This window comes from Sphingobacterium spiritivorum ATCC 33861 (genome assembly GCF_000143765.1).
In the GTDB taxonomy this organism is placed as follows: domain Bacteria; phylum Bacteroidota; class Bacteroidia; order Sphingobacteriales; family Sphingobacteriaceae; genus Sphingobacterium; species Sphingobacterium spiritivorum.
Genome location: NZ_GL379770.1, coordinates 54,954 through 71,262, shown reverse-complemented (window position 1 = coordinate 71,262; position 16,309 = coordinate 54,954). Strand labels below are relative to the sequence as shown.

General features: G+C 42.6%; 12 protein-coding genes. 11 read left to right on the top strand and 1 reads right to left on the bottom strand.

Going from position 1 to position 16,309, the window contains the following annotated elements:
- The first annotated feature begins 154 nt into the window (after positions 1 to 154).
- The 11 genes from HMPREF0766_RS00335 to HMPREF0766_RS00285 all read left to right on the top strand — a co-directional run bounded on the left by HMPREF0766_RS00335 (position 155) and on the right by HMPREF0766_RS00285 (position 15,369).
- Positions 155 to 1,117 carry a pectinesterase family protein gene (locus tag HMPREF0766_RS00335; RefSeq protein ID WP_002992735.1) on the top strand — a complete coding sequence of 321 codons (963 nt, stop codon included), beginning with the start codon at positions 155 to 157 and terminating at the stop codon, positions 1,115 to 1,117.
- 68 nt (positions 1,118 to 1,185) lie between these two features.
- Positions 1,186 to 2,898, top strand: a complete 1,713-nt coding sequence (locus HMPREF0766_RS00330) for a glycoside hydrolase family 28 protein (RefSeq protein ID WP_002992733.1) — start codon at positions 1,186 to 1,188, stop codon at positions 2,896 to 2,898.
- A 7-nt stretch (positions 2,899 to 2,905) separates the two neighbouring features.
- Positions 2,906 to 4,819 carry a glycoside hydrolase family 88/105 protein gene (locus HMPREF0766_RS00325; RefSeq protein WP_002992730.1) on the top strand — a complete coding sequence of 638 codons (1,914 nt, stop codon included), beginning with the start codon at positions 2,906 to 2,908 and terminating at the stop codon, positions 4,817 to 4,819.
- A 13-nt stretch (positions 4,820 to 4,832) separates the two neighbouring features.
- Entirely contained in the window at positions 4,833 to 5,864 is a 1,032-nt protein-coding gene (pelA, locus tag HMPREF0766_RS00320) for a pectate lyase (RefSeq protein ID WP_002992729.1), read from the top strand.
- Positions 5,865 to 5,875: 11 nt separating this feature from the next.
- The gene (locus HMPREF0766_RS00315; protein WP_002992728.1) at positions 5,876 to 7,387 is read left to right on the top strand and encodes a tagaturonate reductase; all 1,512 of its coding nucleotides are present in this window, start codon (positions 5,876 to 5,878) and stop codon (positions 7,385 to 7,387) included.
- Positions 7,388 to 7,393: 6 nt separating this feature from the next.
- The gene (locus HMPREF0766_RS00310) at positions 7,394 to 9,040 is read left to right on the top strand and encodes a UxaA family hydrolase (protein WP_002992727.1); all 1,647 of its coding nucleotides are present in this window, start codon (positions 7,394 to 7,396) and stop codon (positions 9,038 to 9,040) included.
- Positions 9,041 to 9,100: 60 nt separating this feature from the next.
- Positions 9,101 to 10,501: a glucuronate isomerase gene (gene uxaC, locus HMPREF0766_RS00305; RefSeq protein WP_002992726.1), complete on the top strand. Its 1,401-nt coding sequence runs from the start codon at positions 9,101 to 9,103 to the stop codon at positions 10,499 to 10,501.
- 6 nt (positions 10,502 to 10,507) lie between these two features.
- Positions 10,508 to 11,560, top strand: coding sequence for a sugar kinase (locus tag HMPREF0766_RS00300; RefSeq protein WP_002992725.1), 1,053 nt, complete (start codon positions 10,508 to 10,510; stop codon positions 11,558 to 11,560).
- Positions 11,553 to 12,218: a beta/alpha barrel domain-containing protein gene (locus HMPREF0766_RS00295; protein ID WP_002992724.1), complete on the top strand. Its 666-nt coding sequence runs from the start codon at positions 11,553 to 11,555 to the stop codon at positions 12,216 to 12,218. Before HMPREF0766_RS00300 ends, HMPREF0766_RS00295 begins: the two co-directional genes overlap by 8 nt.
- A gap of 14 nt (positions 12,219 to 12,232) precedes the next feature.
- Complete coding sequence (locus HMPREF0766_RS00290; protein ID WP_002992722.1) at positions 12,233 to 13,666, top strand: MFS transporter; 1,434 nt, start codon at positions 12,233 to 12,235, stop codon at positions 13,664 to 13,666.
- An 83-nt stretch (positions 13,667 to 13,749) separates the two neighbouring features.
- Entirely contained in the window at positions 13,750 to 15,369 is a 1,620-nt protein-coding gene (locus HMPREF0766_RS00285; protein ID WP_002992721.1) for an NADP-dependent glyceraldehyde-3-phosphate dehydrogenase, read from the top strand.
- 80 nt (positions 15,370 to 15,449) lie between these two features.
- Here HMPREF0766_RS00285 and HMPREF0766_RS00280 read toward each other — a convergent pair whose 3' ends face one another.
- A complete protein-coding gene (locus HMPREF0766_RS00280) occupies positions 15,450 to 16,232 on the bottom strand; it encodes a rhamnogalacturonan acetylesterase (RefSeq protein WP_002992720.1) in 783 nt (260 codons plus the stop codon).
- Positions 16,233 to 16,309: the final 77 nt, after the last annotated feature.

Below are 16,309 nucleotides of genomic sequence, written 5' to 3'. Positions count from 1 at the left end.
TTAAAATAGCAATGTATTACTACGCAATCGTTGCCGGTATCGATTGCGGATTTATTCCCATGCAAACAGGACTTTTTTCATCTATTAATGAGTAATTTGGAATCACGCCAATCAAATTGTAAACAAAAAACAACCAATTTAAGAATCCATTGCGATGAGGAATTTAGTGCTTTTTACGGTTATGCTATTTACAGGTCTTCAATATGCTGTTGCCCGATCCTACGATTATTGTGTTGCACAGGATGGCAGCGGGCAGTTCAAAACAGTACAGGAAGCCTTGAATGCTGTACCTGATTTTCGCAAAACAGTCACCACTATCTACATCAAAAACGGAATTTATAAAGAAAAACTTATTCTGGCCGGATCAAAACAGAATGTCAGACTGATCGGTGAGCAGGTAGAAAAAACCATATTGACCTACGATGACTTTGCGCAACGTAAAAATACTTTTGGAGAAGAAAAAGGGACTTCAGGCTCTTCAAGTGTGTATCTCTACGGAGATGGATTTGTTGCAGAGAATATTACTTTTCAGAATTCTGCCGGCCCGGTTGGTCAGGCAGTAGCTGTATGGGTGGCCAGTGACCGTGCAGTCTTTTCAAACTGTCGTTTTTTAGGTTTTCAGGATACACTCTACACCTACGGAAAAGGTAGCCGGCAGTATTACTATAACTGTTATATAGAAGGTACTGTAGATTATATATTCGGATCTTCGACAGCCTGGTTTGAAGAATGTGAACTGTACTGCAAAAACAGCGGATATATCACCGCTGCATCTACTCCTGATACGGTTGCCTATGGCTATGTTTTCAACAAATGCCGTGTTACGGGTGACAAGGATACCAAACGTTTTTATCTGGGACGTCCCTGGAGACCTTATGCTAAAGTCATTTTTATGAATACTCAGCTGCCGGCTTTTATTGCATCCGAAGGCTGGCACAACTGGGGTAAGGAAAGTAATGAACAAACAGTGCTTTATGCAGAATATAATAATACAGGTGCAGGAAGTTTGTCACAAAACAGAGTCAAATGGTCACACCAACTCTCTGAAGATGAAGCCAAAAAAGTGACTTTAGAGGCTGTTTTCAAAGATTGGAACCCTTTATTGTCTCTCCGGTAGACAACAGTTACCGGTAACGATTGCATAGATTTCTCTTCAATTTTAATAGGAAACAACGTACACTTGCTATGAACAAACCAGTTATATATTTAGGATACCATATGATGATACAGATCAAAACAATAGTATTGGGTTTAAAGTTTGCGCTCCTGGGGTGGTTTACACTCTCCTCATACGATGCAGTTCAAGCTCAGACAGCCCCATCTTTACCAAACATTAAACAAGTCAATATAAAAGCCGATACCATCAGCATCGTACGCTTTGGCGCTCAGGGCGACGGTATTTCCCTGAATACACAAGCTATTAACAGAGCGATTGCTGAGACGAGTCAAAAAGGAGGTGGAGTCGTATTGATCCCTGCCGGTGTATGGGTAACAGGTCCGATAGAGCTGAAAAGTAATATCAACCTGCATATACAGCGGGATGCTATTCTGCTGTTCACAGATGATTTCGATCAGTATAAATTAGTAGAAGCGAACTGGGAAGGTCAGCCGGCATGGCGTAACCAAAGTCCTATTTCCGGCAGTAACCTTGAAAATATAGCGATCACAGGGACAGGTATCATCGATGGTAATGGTGGTGCATGGCGAATGGTCAAAAAGAGCAAAATGACAGCCTCCCAATGGAAAAAACTAGTGGAATCAGGAGGCGTTCTGAATGAGGAGAAAAATATCTGGTATCCTTCAGCAAGTTCGCTGAATGGTTCTAAAACCAAAAATCCAAGTGCTGTAGTCCCGGGAAAGACTGCTGCAGATTATGCCGATGTCAAAGATTTCTTCAGACCCAATTTGTTGGTTTTGAATAACTGTAAACAGATTCTTCTGGAAGGAGTTACTTTTCAGAATTCACCGGCATGGAATCTCCACCCCCTATTGTGTCAGGATCTGACAGTGCGCAATGTAATGGTCAGAAACCCATGGTATGCACAGAATGGTGACGGTATCGATATCGAGTCCTGCAAAAATGTATTGGTAGAAAACAGCACCTTCGATGTCGGCGATGATGGTATATGCATCAAGTCCGGGCGTGATGAAGCAGGTCGTCTGCGTGCTGTTCCTACGGAAAATGTCATTATCCGCAACAATGTAGTCTATCATGCGCACGGTGGTTTTGTAATCGGAAGTGAGATGAGTGGCGGAGCCCGCAACATCTGGGTATATGACTGTTCATTTATCGGTACAGACATTGGCTTGCGTTTCAAGACAACACGTGGCCGTGGAGGTATCGTAGAGAATATCTTCATAGATCGTATCAGCATGTTTGATATTCCGGGAGAAGCTATTCTGGCAGATATGTATTATGAAGCAAAGGATCCTATTCCGTTGATCGGAGACAAACAGGAAGCAGTAAAAGCCGTTACACTTCCGGTCACTGAAGCCACTCCTCAATTTCGCAATTTCAAAATCAAAGATGTCGTAGTGAACGGTGCCGATAAAGCCATTTTCTTCAGAGGTTTACCAGAGATGAACATCAAGGGAATGAGTCTGGAGAATATTTCCATCAAGTCCAAAAAAGGAATTGAGATCATTGAATCGACAGATATAGAGCTGAAAAATGTAAAGGTTATCACGCCTGAAACAAAACCGGTCGTACATATTGACAATAGCCAGAACATCAAATTTTCGGCATTCAGCTATCCTGCCGGTTCAGAAACACTATTTCAGGTCTCCGGCGAGAAAAGCAAAAATATCAGTGTCTCCGGTACAGATGTATCTAAAGCAAAGCAGACATCAGATCTTAGCCCGGGAGTATCTAAAAACGCAATCAAAATAGCTAAATAGCAGCCCCATGATGAAAAGATTATTCTTTTATATACAAGCCATTTTATTACTTCAGGTACCTTCGGCATTTGCGCAAAAAGCTACTTCCGAACAAATGGCTCTGACCGTTATCGACAAAATGTTTAAAGATGAAACCTTTGTCAATGAAAAGAAAGGTCCAAAATGGACCTACGATCTGGGTGTGACACTCGAAGGGATGACCGAAGTGTGGCGTAACACCGGAGACGGAGTCTACTTCAATTACATTCAGAACTGGATGGATCAATATGTAGATAATGAGGGTAACATCAGAAACTATAAACTTGCTGACCACAACATTGATAATGTAAAAAATGGCCGCACCTTGCTGATGCTCTATAAAGTAACACGAAAAGAAAAATATTTAAAAGCTGCTTCTATCCTGTTTGATCAGCTCAAAGAACATCCGAGAACAAAACAGGGCGGATTCTGGCACAAAAAGATCTACCCCTACCAAATGTGGCTGGACGGACTTTACATGGGACAGCCTTTCTATACGGAATATGCTGCACTCATGAACAAACCTGAAGTATTCAATGATGTAGCAGATCAATTCGGCTTCATGGAACAAAATGCCCGTGACCCGAAAACCGGATTGTTATATCATGGATGGGACGAATCCCGACAGGAAAAATGGTCTGATCCCCAGACGGGCCTTTCCCCTCATGTGTGGGCTCGCGGAATGGGCTGGTATACAATGGCACTGGTAGATGTACTGGACTATTTTCCGGCAAATCATCCGCGCAGACCGGAACTGTTAGCGATCTTGAATCGTACGGCAAAAGCTATTGTGGATTTTCAGGACAAAAAATCAGGAGTCTGGTATGACGTACTGAATGTGAACAGGAAGGAGAATTACTTTGAATCTTCAGCTTCAAGTATGTTTGTTTACGGCCTTGCCAAATCCGTCCGTAAAGGTTACATTTCTGAATCCTACCTTCCTGTAGTTCGCAAAGGATACCAGGGATTACTCAAAGAATTTGTTACAACAGCAGGACCAGATCGCGTAGACCTGAATAAGACTGTAGCTGTATCCGGATTAGGAGGTTCCAAGAATTACAGAGACGGATCTTTCGAATACTATATGAGCGAGCCGGTTATTTCCAATGATCCTAAAGGTGTAGGACCTTTTATGCTGGCTGCTTTAGAGCTCGAATGGATCAATGCTCCGAAAAAAGGAAAAGGCAAGGTCGTCACTCTTGACAATTATTACAATAACGAATACAAGGTAGAACCTTCCGGACTGAAAGAACCTTACCACTACCTCTGGAACGGTGAAGACAACAATGGTTTTTCCTTTATGGGAAGAATATTTAATCGCACAGGAGCCGCTACCAATACCTTAAGAACAGCTCCCGATGCACAACAATTAAAGGGAAGCAATATTTACATTATCGTTGATCCGGATACAGAAAAAGAAACTGAAAATCCTCACTTTATGAATGAGAAAGAGGCTTCAGCTATAGAAAAATGGGTCAAAGCAGGTGGCGTACTTGTGCTCTTATTAAATGATAGTGGCAATTGTGAAATTGCGAAGTTCAACACACTATCCAAAAAATTCGGAATCACTTTTAATGAAGACAGCCGTAACCGCGTACAGGGCAAAAACTTTGAGCAGGGAGCAATCCTGATTCCAAAATCGAATCCGATTTTCAAGACAACATCAAAAATCTACATCAAAGAAATTTCTACACTACAGATCACAAAACCTGCTGTAGCCAATCTCACAGATCAGGGTGATATCATCATTGCTACCGCAAAATATGGTAAAGGTACCGTGTTTGCAGTGGGAGATCCCTGGTTTTATAATGAGTATATAGACGGACGCAAATTGCCGGCCGGATATCAAAACTGGAATGCCACTAATGATCTGGTAAACTGGTTAATCAGTCAATCAAAATAACAAAAGAGGACGTATGAAAAAGACTTTAGGAATACTGTTTATACTGATGAGCGCAGGCATTGTGCATGCACAGACACAGATAGATACCCTGGCAGATAAAATGTTGCGTTATCAGTTGCCCGTAGGAGCATGGTCCAAACAACTCGCTGACAAATCCACAGTAGATTATTCTAAACCGATAGATAAATCTCTGGCGGATAAGATCCGCAAAACTACGGATCAGTATGCAACTATAGATAATAAGGCTACATCACGTGAAATTGAATATCTGATACAGGCTTACCACAAAACCAAAAATCCAGCTTATCTGAAAGCGGTAGAAAGAGGTATAGAGTATCTGTTGAAAATGCAGTATCCAAACGGTGGGTTTCCGCAATATTATCCCAATGCATCACTTTACCGGGGTGAAATCACCTACAACGATAATGCAATGATTAATGCACTGGATATTCTTTACAATGTATCGAACAAACTGGAAGGGTATGAAGTGGTACGCTCCGGTCTTAGTAAACGTGCTCAAAATGCTGTAAGCCGCGGATTAGACTGTATTCTGAAGACACAGGTCAGACAGAATGGAACTCTCACCATCTGGGCTGCACAATATGATCAGAATACGCTCCAACCGGCTAAAGCCCGCAATTTTGAACCAGCTTCCCTCAGCACCAGCGAATCTATGGGGGTCGTGAAATTTTTAATGCGCCTTGAACAACCTTCTGCAGAAGTAATACAGGCCGTCAAATCAGCCAAAAAATGGTTTGAAACAAACGATATCGAGGGATACCGCTTTGATTTCAGCAAAGATCCGGAAACGAATAAACCTACACGTCAGCTTGTAAAAGATCCGGATGCTGTAGTATGGGCACGTTTTTATGACCTGAAGGATAATCGTCCCATCTTCGGAGACAGAGATAATTCCGTCAAATATAACCTGTCTGAAGTAAGCGAAGAACGGCGTAACGGCTATGCATGGTATGGCGTTTGGCCGTTGAATTTTGTACAGAAAGATTATCAAAAGTGGTTAAAGAAAAATAAGATAGAAGAATAAAAGTAAATACAATGATACTCAACCGAAAGAATTTAGAACATATACAGCATACCGGACTGGTCAAACCTTCGGCAGATCTTCTCGATCTTCCCGAAAAGATATTACAGTTCGGAACAGGCGTATTATTACGGGGATTGCCGGATTACTTTATTGACAAGGCCAATCGTCAGGGTATCTTCAACGGAAGGATACTTGTCGTCAAATCCACCAGTCAGGGGGGAGTTGATGCATTTTCTACACAGGATGGTCTGTATACAGTAGCTATACGGGGAATCGAAGAAGGTAAGAAAATACACGAGAATATTATTAACTCATCCATCAGCCGTGTACTCTCCGCTACAAACGATTGGAAAGAAATTTTAAAAGCTGCACATCGTCCGGAGATGCAGGTCGTTTTCTCCAATACTACCGAAGTCGGGATAGTGATGAGTGAAGACAAAGTAACGGATATGCCTCCATCCTCATACCCGGGCAAACTGCTTGCGTTTCTATACGAAAGATTCAGCGCTTTTGGCGGAACTCCCGAGAGCGGAATGGTGATCGTACCGGCCGAATTAATCAGTGATAACGCAACCAAACTTCAACAGATCGTATTTGATCTGGCCGAACAAAATAATCTGGACAAACAATTTATCACCTGGCTAAAAGAAAACAACCATTTCTGCAATACACTGGTAGACAGAATTGTACCCGGAAAACTTCCGCAGGACGAACAAAATATACTGGAACAACAACTCGGATATACCGATGAGCTGACCATCATGGCAGAACCCTTCCGGCTCTGGGCTATAGAATCTGAAGATTCCCGGGTTGCCGAAATACTTTCCTTTGCACAAGCAGACAAAGGCATATTTATCGTTCCCTCCATCAGCAAATTCAAAGAACTGAAATTACGCTTACTGAATGGCACACATACCTTAACCTGTGCGCTTGCCATATTAGCCGGTTTTGAAACTGTCAGAGAAGCCATGCAGGATGAAGCTTTCACAGCTTATGTCAAAGGGCTTATGGAAGACGAAATATCTGCGGCAATTCTCAGTGACAGCATTAGTCGTGAAGATACAGCTTCATTTGCGAATAGTGTTATAGATCGCTTTAGCAACCCTTCACTCGAACATAAATGGCAGTCCATAGCCATGAACTATACCTCAAAAATGGAGATGCGAAACCGGGAGCTGTTTGAAAAATGGTATCAAAAATATGAACATGTCCCGCAGCACATGGCTTTAGGTTTTGCTGCTTACCTGCTCTTTATGAACAGTAAAAATACAAGCGATGGCTACTGCAGCACTGTAGGAGAAAAGAAGTATATGCTACAGGATGAGCATGCTCCCCTGCTGGCAGGCTACTGGAACGATCCGGAAACACTGGTAGAAAAAGTACTCGCAGACCAAAGTCTGTGGGGTATGGATCTGAACCGTTTACCGGGCTTTGCCACCAGTGTAAAGAAACAATTGAATACATTACAAAACAGCGGTGCAAAGTCGGCAATCGAATCTTTGCAAGCTGAAAAAACAATATAATAAAACATGGTAACCAGAATTTTAAAAATCCATCCCAATGATAATGTATTAGTGGCCTTACAAAATTTAGTCAAAGGAGAGACCATTATTTACGATGGCGAAAATTACACTTTACTAGATGATATCCCTGCCAAACATAAATTCTTTATGCAGGACATGAATGCGGGAGATCCCATCATGATGTATGGTGTATTGGTCGGAAAAGCTCAGCACCATATCGGCAAGGGCGGATTAATGGATACTGAAAATACCAAACACGCTTCCGAACCGTATGAATACCGCCCCTACCATTACGAATGGCATGCACCGGACGTCTCTAAGTTTGAAGGTCGTACATTCAATGGTTATGTGCGTCCGGATGGTCGTGTCGGCACTGCCAATTATTGGTTATTCATCCCTACTGTATTCTGTGAAAATCGCAATCTGGATGTCATCCGTGAAGTACTGCACAATGAACTGGGCTATGCCGTTACAGATAAATATAAAACCTATACACGTCACCTGGTCGAAGCCTATAAAAATGGTGAAGATCTGTCTGCTGCAGACGAGTTATCTTTAGCTGCCAGTCAAAGCAAGGCAGGACGTCTCTTTAAAAATGTTGACGGAATCAAGTTTCTGAATCATCAGGGAGGATGTGGAGGTACACGTCAGGATGCAGCTGTACTCAGCAAATTATTAGCGGCATATGCGGACCACCCTAATGTAGCAGGTGTCACCATCCTCAGTCTTGGATGCCAGAATCTGCAGGTAAAAGATTTTTTAGAAGATCTCAAAAACCGTAACCCGCACTTTGACAAACCAATGTTCATCTTCGAACAGCAGCAATCTCAAAGTGAAGAACAACTGATCAAGGAAGCGATCCAAAAAACATTTGTCGGCCTCACCGAAGTTAATGAAACAGAACGTCAGCCCGCACCCATAAGTAAATTGGTGTTAGGGGTTAAGTGTGGTGGCAGTGACGGGTTCAGTGGCATCAGTGCCAATCCTGCTGTTGGATATACCTCAGATCTGCTGGTAACCCTTGGCGGAACAGTACTGCTTGCCGAATTCCCTGAGCTGTGTGGTGCAGAGCAGAATCTGATAGACAGAACTATTGATGAATCTGCCGCACGCAAATTTATACAACTCATGACAGCCTACAGCAATGCTGCAGAAAACGCAGGTTCAGGATTTCATATGAACCCATCACCGGGTAATATCAAAGATGGCCTTATTACAGATGCCATAAAAAGTACCGGGGCTGCGAAAAAAGGAGGTAACTCTCCTGTGGTGGATGTATTGGATTACACCGAAACAGCTACAAAACCGGGACTGAATCTGGTTTGTACACCAGGGAATGATGTAGAAGCCACTACAGGTAAAGCTGGCTCAGGAGCAACCTTAATTCTGTTTACCACAGGATTGGGTACACCTACCGGCAATCCGGTCTGCCCAGTTATAAAGGTCGCGACAAATAACGCACTTGCAAACCGAATGGCCGACATTATAGACATCAACACCGGACCTATCATAGAAGGCGAAAAAACAATAGCTCAAATGGGAGAAGACATTCTGGAATACTGTATCAGGGCTGCAAGTGGTGAAATCATTCCAAAAGCTGTGCTGCTCAATCAGGACGATTTTATTCCATGGAAAAGAGGAGTAAGCCTTTAAATTATCCGGATACAGAACACAGAATATTAAAACACAAAAAGTACTACAACTTATTCAAAAATGAAAAGCTTTCTAGACCAGAACTTTCTTTTACATTCAAAGACCGCTCAAGACTTGTATCATAATTTTGCGAAGAATCAACCCATCATTGATTACCATAATCACCTGATACCTGAACAGATTGCCAACAATGCATCTTTCGAAAATATCAGTCAGGTATGGCTGAACGGAGACCACTACAAGTGGCGCGCTATGCGCACCAACGGTGTCAATGAAAAATATATCACCGGCAATGCGTCTGATGAAGAGAAGTTCAGAAAATGGGCAGAAACGGTTCCTTCGACCATGCGTAATCCGCTGTATCACTGGACTCACCTGGAATTGCAAAGATATTTTGGCATCACGGATCTGCTATCTGCAAAGACAGCAGATAAAATCTATGCAGACACCGCTGCCAGATTGCAGACGCCTGAGTATTCCGTAAGAGGATTATTGAAGAAAATGAATGTGGAAGTCGTCTGTACAACAGATGATCCGACTGACAGCCTAAACTATCACCAACAATTTGCTGCAGAAAAAGAGTCTTTCAAAATGTTACCCGCATTTCGTCCCGACAAAGCGATGAATAGTGATGACATAGAGGCGCTGAATGCATATATCAATAAACTGGAATCTGTATCTGACCGCTCCATATCTACCTTACAAGAATACCTGGATGCCTTAAAAAAACGTCACGATTTCTTCGCAGACAACGGATGTTCTGTTTCCGATCACGGACTGGAGCAGATCTATGCAGAAGACTATACAGAACAGGAAATCGCAGACATCTTCGCTAAGATCAGAGCCCGTCAGACTATCTCTTATCAGGAAAATCTGAAATTTAAATCGGCCATGCTGATCTATTTTGCAGAATGGGATCATGAAAAAGGCTGGGTACAGCAGTATCATCTGGGCGCACTGCGTAATAACAACAGCCGTATGCTGAGCATACTCGGTCCGGATACCGGATGGGATTCTATCGGTGATTTCAGTCAGGCAAGAGCCCTGTCCAAATTCTTAAACAAACTGGATACGCAGGATAAATTAGCAAAGACCATTATCTATAACCTCAATCCTGCTGATAATGAGCTGATCGCTACTATGATCGGTAATTTCAATGACGGGTCCGTAGCCGGTAAAATCCAGTTTGGATCAGCCTGGTGGTTCCTGGATCAGAAAGACGGGATGACCAAACAAATGAATGCCCTATCCAATATGGGACTGTTGAGTCGCCTGGTAGGGATGTTGACAGATTCACGCAGCTTCCTTTCCTTTCCGCGTCATGAATATTTCAGAAGATTATTATGTGATCTTTTTGGCCAGGATGTAGAAAACGGAGAATTGCCAAATGATATAGAAGAGATAGGAAAGATTATCGCTGATATTTCTTATTTCAATGCCAAAAACTACTTTAAGTTCTAATCCGGGATGATTGATCAAGATTTTCAGGGAGCAGGAAAAGGTAAGGTATTAAGTTTTGGCGAACTGCTGTTACGTATCTGTCCGGATGGAAATGGAATGTGGCTGGCCGAAAACAAACTTCCGTTTTACATCGGAGGTGCAGAACTGAACGTTGCTACAGCTTTAGCGTTGTGGGACGTTCCGTCTTCCTATCTGACGGCAGTTCCCGACCATGCAATAGCACATGATATTGTCAATTCTGTGTCCGGAATAGGTGTTGATATGGATCCTGTATTATTTTCAGGAGACCGTTTTGGGATCTACTATCTTCCGAAAGGAAAAGACCTGAAAAATGCAAGTGTAATATATGACAGAGCCAATTCGTCTTACGCAGAACTAAAAACAGGCGACATTGACTGGAATAATGCTTTTAAAGGCGTTTCCTGGTTTCATTTCAGTGCCATATGTCCTGCCATCAGTCAGGACATCGCCGATATATGTCTCCAGGCAGTAAAGGCAGCTTCAGAAAAAGGAATTACAGTTTCGTTAGATCTGAATTACCGAAGTAAACTGTGGAAATATGGAAAAGAACCTTTGGAAATATTACCGGAGCTGGCACCCTATTGTACACTTATAATGGGAAACGTATGGGCTTCAAATAAAATGCTGGGCACAACCCTACATAATTCTTTGACTGAAAACGGTGAATATGAAAGAGATATATTACTGGAACAGGCTACCGAAACATCAAAAGAAATTATCGCTGCTTATCCCCATTGTAAAGCCGTAGCCAATACCTTCAGATTCGATTACGGACAAGGTATACGTTATTATACCACCCTCTATACACAAGGAGAACTGACTGTTTCGCGCGAATATATTTCTACACAGATATTGGATAAAGTAGGAAGCGGGGACTGTTTTATGGCAGGCCTTATCTATGGATTTTACCATCAGCTACCAGCAAAAGAAACATTGGCTTTTGCTACTGCAGCAGCGTATGACAAACTTTTTATCCCAAGTGATGCGACTACCAGCAGTGTGGCAGATGTACTAAAAATGAAAACAGAAAATGAGTAATAAAAGACAAATAGTACTGGATGCTATTCTTCAGCAAGGCATGCTTCCCCTGTTTTATCAGGATAGCGAAGAAGGCACAATCGCATTGGTGCGTGTACTGTACAAAGCCGGAATACGAGTCTTTGAATATACCAACAGAGGAGAATTCGCCTTAAACAATTTCAAAAAACTGATCGCTGTACGTGATCAGGAACTTCCGGGGTTGTACATAGGAATAGGTACGATCACAAATGCCGGCCAGGCAGAAGATTTTGTGACTGCAGGAGCAGATTTCCTGGTAGCACCGACCATCAATCCGGATGTAGCAGCTATAGCAAAGAAAAATGAGCTCTTGTGGATTCCGGGCTGTATGACACCCACCGAGATTAGTCTTGCACAACAGCATCAGGCAGCACTTATCAAGATATTTCCGGCCAACATACTGGGTCCGGAATTTATTTCTTCTATCAGAGATCTCTTCCGGGGGCAGTTGTTTATGCCTACAGGAGGTGTCGAACTTCATATCGACAATCTTCGTAAATGGTTTAAGTCAGGGGTATGTGCAGTAGGTATGGGGAGCAAACTGATCAGCCAGGAAGTCATAGAAAAAGGATTGTACGACGAATTATATGATAATACGGTATTAGCGCTGCAGCTGGTACAAGAAAGTAAATATTAAAACCAACTACCATTATGAACCAAATAAAAGCAGGCAAGTTTCGCTGGACAATATGTATCCTGTTGTTTTTTGCTACTACGATCAATTACTTAGACAGACAGGTACTGTCCCTGACCTGGAAAGACTTTATAGCGCCGGAATTTCACTGGACCAATAACGACTACGGAACTATTACCGCTTTATTTTCTATTTTCTATGCTGTCAGTATGCTGTTTGCAGGACGGTTTGTAGATTGGATGGATACAAAAAAAGGATTTTTATGGGCCATTGGGATATGGTCTTTCGGAGCCATATTGCATGCCTTCTGTGGTATTGCTACTTCAGGAATAGTCGCAGGAGAATGGCTTGTCGGATTTCACGGTGCAAAAGAAGCTATTTCGAAAATCAACGATGTCGGCCTGATCATTAATGTCAGTGTAACCCTGTTTATCTTTGCCCGGTTCTTACTCGCAGTAGGTGAAGCCGGCAATTTTCCTGCAGCCATTAAAGCGACTGCAGAATATTTTCCGAAAAAAGACAGAGCTTTATCCACCAGTATCTTTAATGCCGGAGCGACTATAGGAGCACTGGCAGCTCCGATTACGATACCTGTTATCGCTGCAAAATGGGGATGGGAAATGTCATTTATTATTATCGGGGCTTCAGGTTTTGTGTGGATGGGCTTCTGGACGTTTATTTATAAGAAACCCGAAGTACATCCTAAAGTTAATGCTGCGGAATTGGCCTATATACAGCAAGATAGTCTTGCTGATACTGCAGCAGGTGTAGTAGAAGTAAAGAAAGTATCCTTTAAAGATTGCTTCAAACACAAGCAAACCTGGGCTTTTGCCTTTGGTAAATTTATGACTGACGGCGTATGGTGGTTTTATCTGTTCTGGATGCCAGCCTATCTCAGTGAAGTCTACCACATCAAATCCTCTGACGGAGAAGGACAATTAGCGATCTTCGTCCTCTATGCTATTACATTATTATCCATCTATGGCGGATACCTGCCAACAATATTAGTAGAGAAAAAAGGCATGAATCCATACGAAGGGCGTATGAAAGCCATGCTCATCTTCGCATTCTTCCCGCTATTGGTTTTATTTGCCCAGCCATTAGGACATTTATCCTATTGGTTTCCCGTGATTCTTGTGGGGATAGGCGGTGCTGCACACCAATCCTGGTCGGCGAATATTTTTTCTACGGTGGGAGACATGTTTCCGAAAGCAGCTATTGCTACCATTACCGGAATAGGAGGACTCGCAGGAGGGGTAGGATCATTTTTTATCAACAAAATTTCAGGATGGCTATTTGATCATGCTGAACAAACACATATGCAATTCCTGGGTTTTCAGGGTGCTGAGGCAGGATATTTCATCATATTTTCTTTTTGTGCCATAGCCTATCTTATTGCATGGGTAGTGATGAAGACTTTGGTTCCTAAAATGAAAATCGTAAATTTCTAAAAATAAAGATTATTCGGCATCCTTAATCTCCGTATGCCGAATACCTCATAACATAAAAATATATTAATCAACCTTTAAATATTATGTCCTTAAACCTAGAAGACATATTCCTTCAGGAGGAAGATATTCCTGACGAGTATGCACTGCATGAGCAGATTGACCAACGTGAATATCTCTCCAACGGAGAGATGAAAGCCTGGAATGGCCCTGTCAACGAAGTCTTTTCACCCATCTGTGTCAAGACCAAAGATGGCTTGCAGCGAAAGCGTATCGGTAGTTTTCCGGTATGTACGGAAAAAGAATCTCAGGAAGCACTGGATGCTGCTGTAGCCGCATATGACAACGGCAGAGGTCAATGGCCGACAATGAGTGTGGCTGACCGTATCACTTGTGTAGAGAACTTTACACATAAGATGATCGAGCAGAAAGATATCGTCGTCAAACTGATCATGTGGGAAATCGGGAAATCGTACACCGATTCCGTAAAAGAATTTGACCGCACGGTAGAATATATCTATGCTACTATAGATGCGTTAAAAGATATAGATCGCCAGTCATCGGGCTTCACAATCGAACAGGGGATTATCGCACAGATACGTCGCTCACCACTGGGAGTGGTACTTTGTATGGGACCATTCAACTATCCGTTGAATGAAACCTTCACGACGCTGATCCCTGCACTCATTATGGGTAATACGCTACTCTTCAAACCGCCTAAGCATGGTACACTTCTGCACTATCCTTTATTGGAAGCATTCCGTTCCAGTTTTCCGCAAGGAGTAGTCAATACCATCTATGGACGTGGTAATAATATTGTTCCGGGGCTAATGCAGTCTGGCAAGATCAATGTGCTGACACTCATAGGATCCAGTCGTGTAGCGGATGAACTGAAAAAGCTGCACCCTAAAGTAAACCGTCTGCGAGCTATTCTGGGACTTGATGCTAAGAATGCGGCTATCATCACCAAAGATGCGGATCTGGATCTTGCTGTATCCGAGACTTTATTAGGCGCTCTGTCCTTCAACGGACAGCGTTGTACAGCGATCAAAATCGTATATGTACATCGTAGCCTTGCGCAGGAATTCCTCAAAAGACTCTCTGCAGAAGTAGCCAAATTAAAATACGGTATGCCTTGGGAAAAAGGAGTTGCCCTTACTCCTCTTCCGGAAGTTGGTAAACCGGCATATCTGGAGTCCTGTATTGCAGATGCGATAGCTAACGGAGCCAAAGTTGTCAATGAGCATGGTGGAGAGACTCTGGAATCATTTGTATATCCGGCGATTGTATATCCGGTAAACCATGCCATGAAGCTGTATCGAGAAGAACAGTTCGGTCCTATTATTCCTGTAGTCCCTTTCGATGACCTGGAAGAGCCTATAGAATATCTGATCGGTTCACCTCATGGTCAGCAGGTTTCTATATTCAGCAACAATGCTTCTGTGGTATCATCCCTTATAGATCCATTAGTCAATCAGGTGAGCCGTGTCAATATCAACTGCCAGTGTCAGCGCGGGCCGGACGTCTTTCCGTTCACAGGACGAAAAGACAGTGCCGAAGGAACGCTTTCCGTAGTCGATGCACTTCGCTCCTTCTCTATCCGTTCATTAGTAGCCACCAAATTCACCGATAGCAACAAAAAGCTATTCAATGAAATTGTGAGTGAAAATGAATCTAATTTCCTAAGCACGAAGTATATCTTCTAATATTTAATTGTTTTAAAAATCAGAGCCTCGTTTACGATTGTAGACGAGGCTCATTTTTTGTTTATAACAGCAGAAATTTACTACCGAAGTGCAGTTGCAAGCGTAAGATTTAATTCCCGAATGCCATCAACTACCAGCTTCGCAAGTTGCTCTGCTCCTTTGGGTGATAAGTGCGTATTGTCCTGAATACCCTTTGGGTAATTCTCGTGACCCGGAGGCAGATGATTGAATAAGGAAACAGATCCTTCCTCTCCTAAACGGGAAAGTAAGCTATTTGTTTTAATCTGCATATCAATTAAGGGTACATTTAACTGTTTTGCCACCTCACGGGTTACATCAGGGTAACCGCCATGCGTCTCAATCAGCTTGCCGTTTATCCAGTTGCGTCGTTCTATAGGAGTCAACAGTACCGGAATAGCCCCTTTCTGACGCGTCTCTTCCACATACTCCGTAAGATTGGCTTTAAACTTTTCCAGAGAAGTACCTACAGTAGGTTTATGAATTTTTTCATCGTTGTGTCCGAATTCGATAAATACATAATCTCCGGGTTTTATTTTTTCCAGCACCAGCCTCCAATGATTGACCACCGTATGGGATTTGGTATTGTAATCATGCTTAAAGGAAGCCGTACTGCGACCATTCAAAGCCCTGTTGTCGACAATCACCTTCTGCTCATTAAACAGCTCCTGAAGTTTCATCCCCCATCCGGTTTCAGGGTAAGTTTTAGCCGTCTTATTTGCAGCTGTAGAATCTCCGATAATGTAGAGTGTAACAGGTTCCTTATCAGCAAAAGCATACAAACCGATGATCACAGCGATCATAACAAGGACCGATAATCCTCTCTTTAGTGTACAATAATTCATATTAACAGGTACTAAATCTTTTCTTCAAGCAATAAACAGATAAAGGAATATCCGATATGCTGAATACTCCTTTAAAT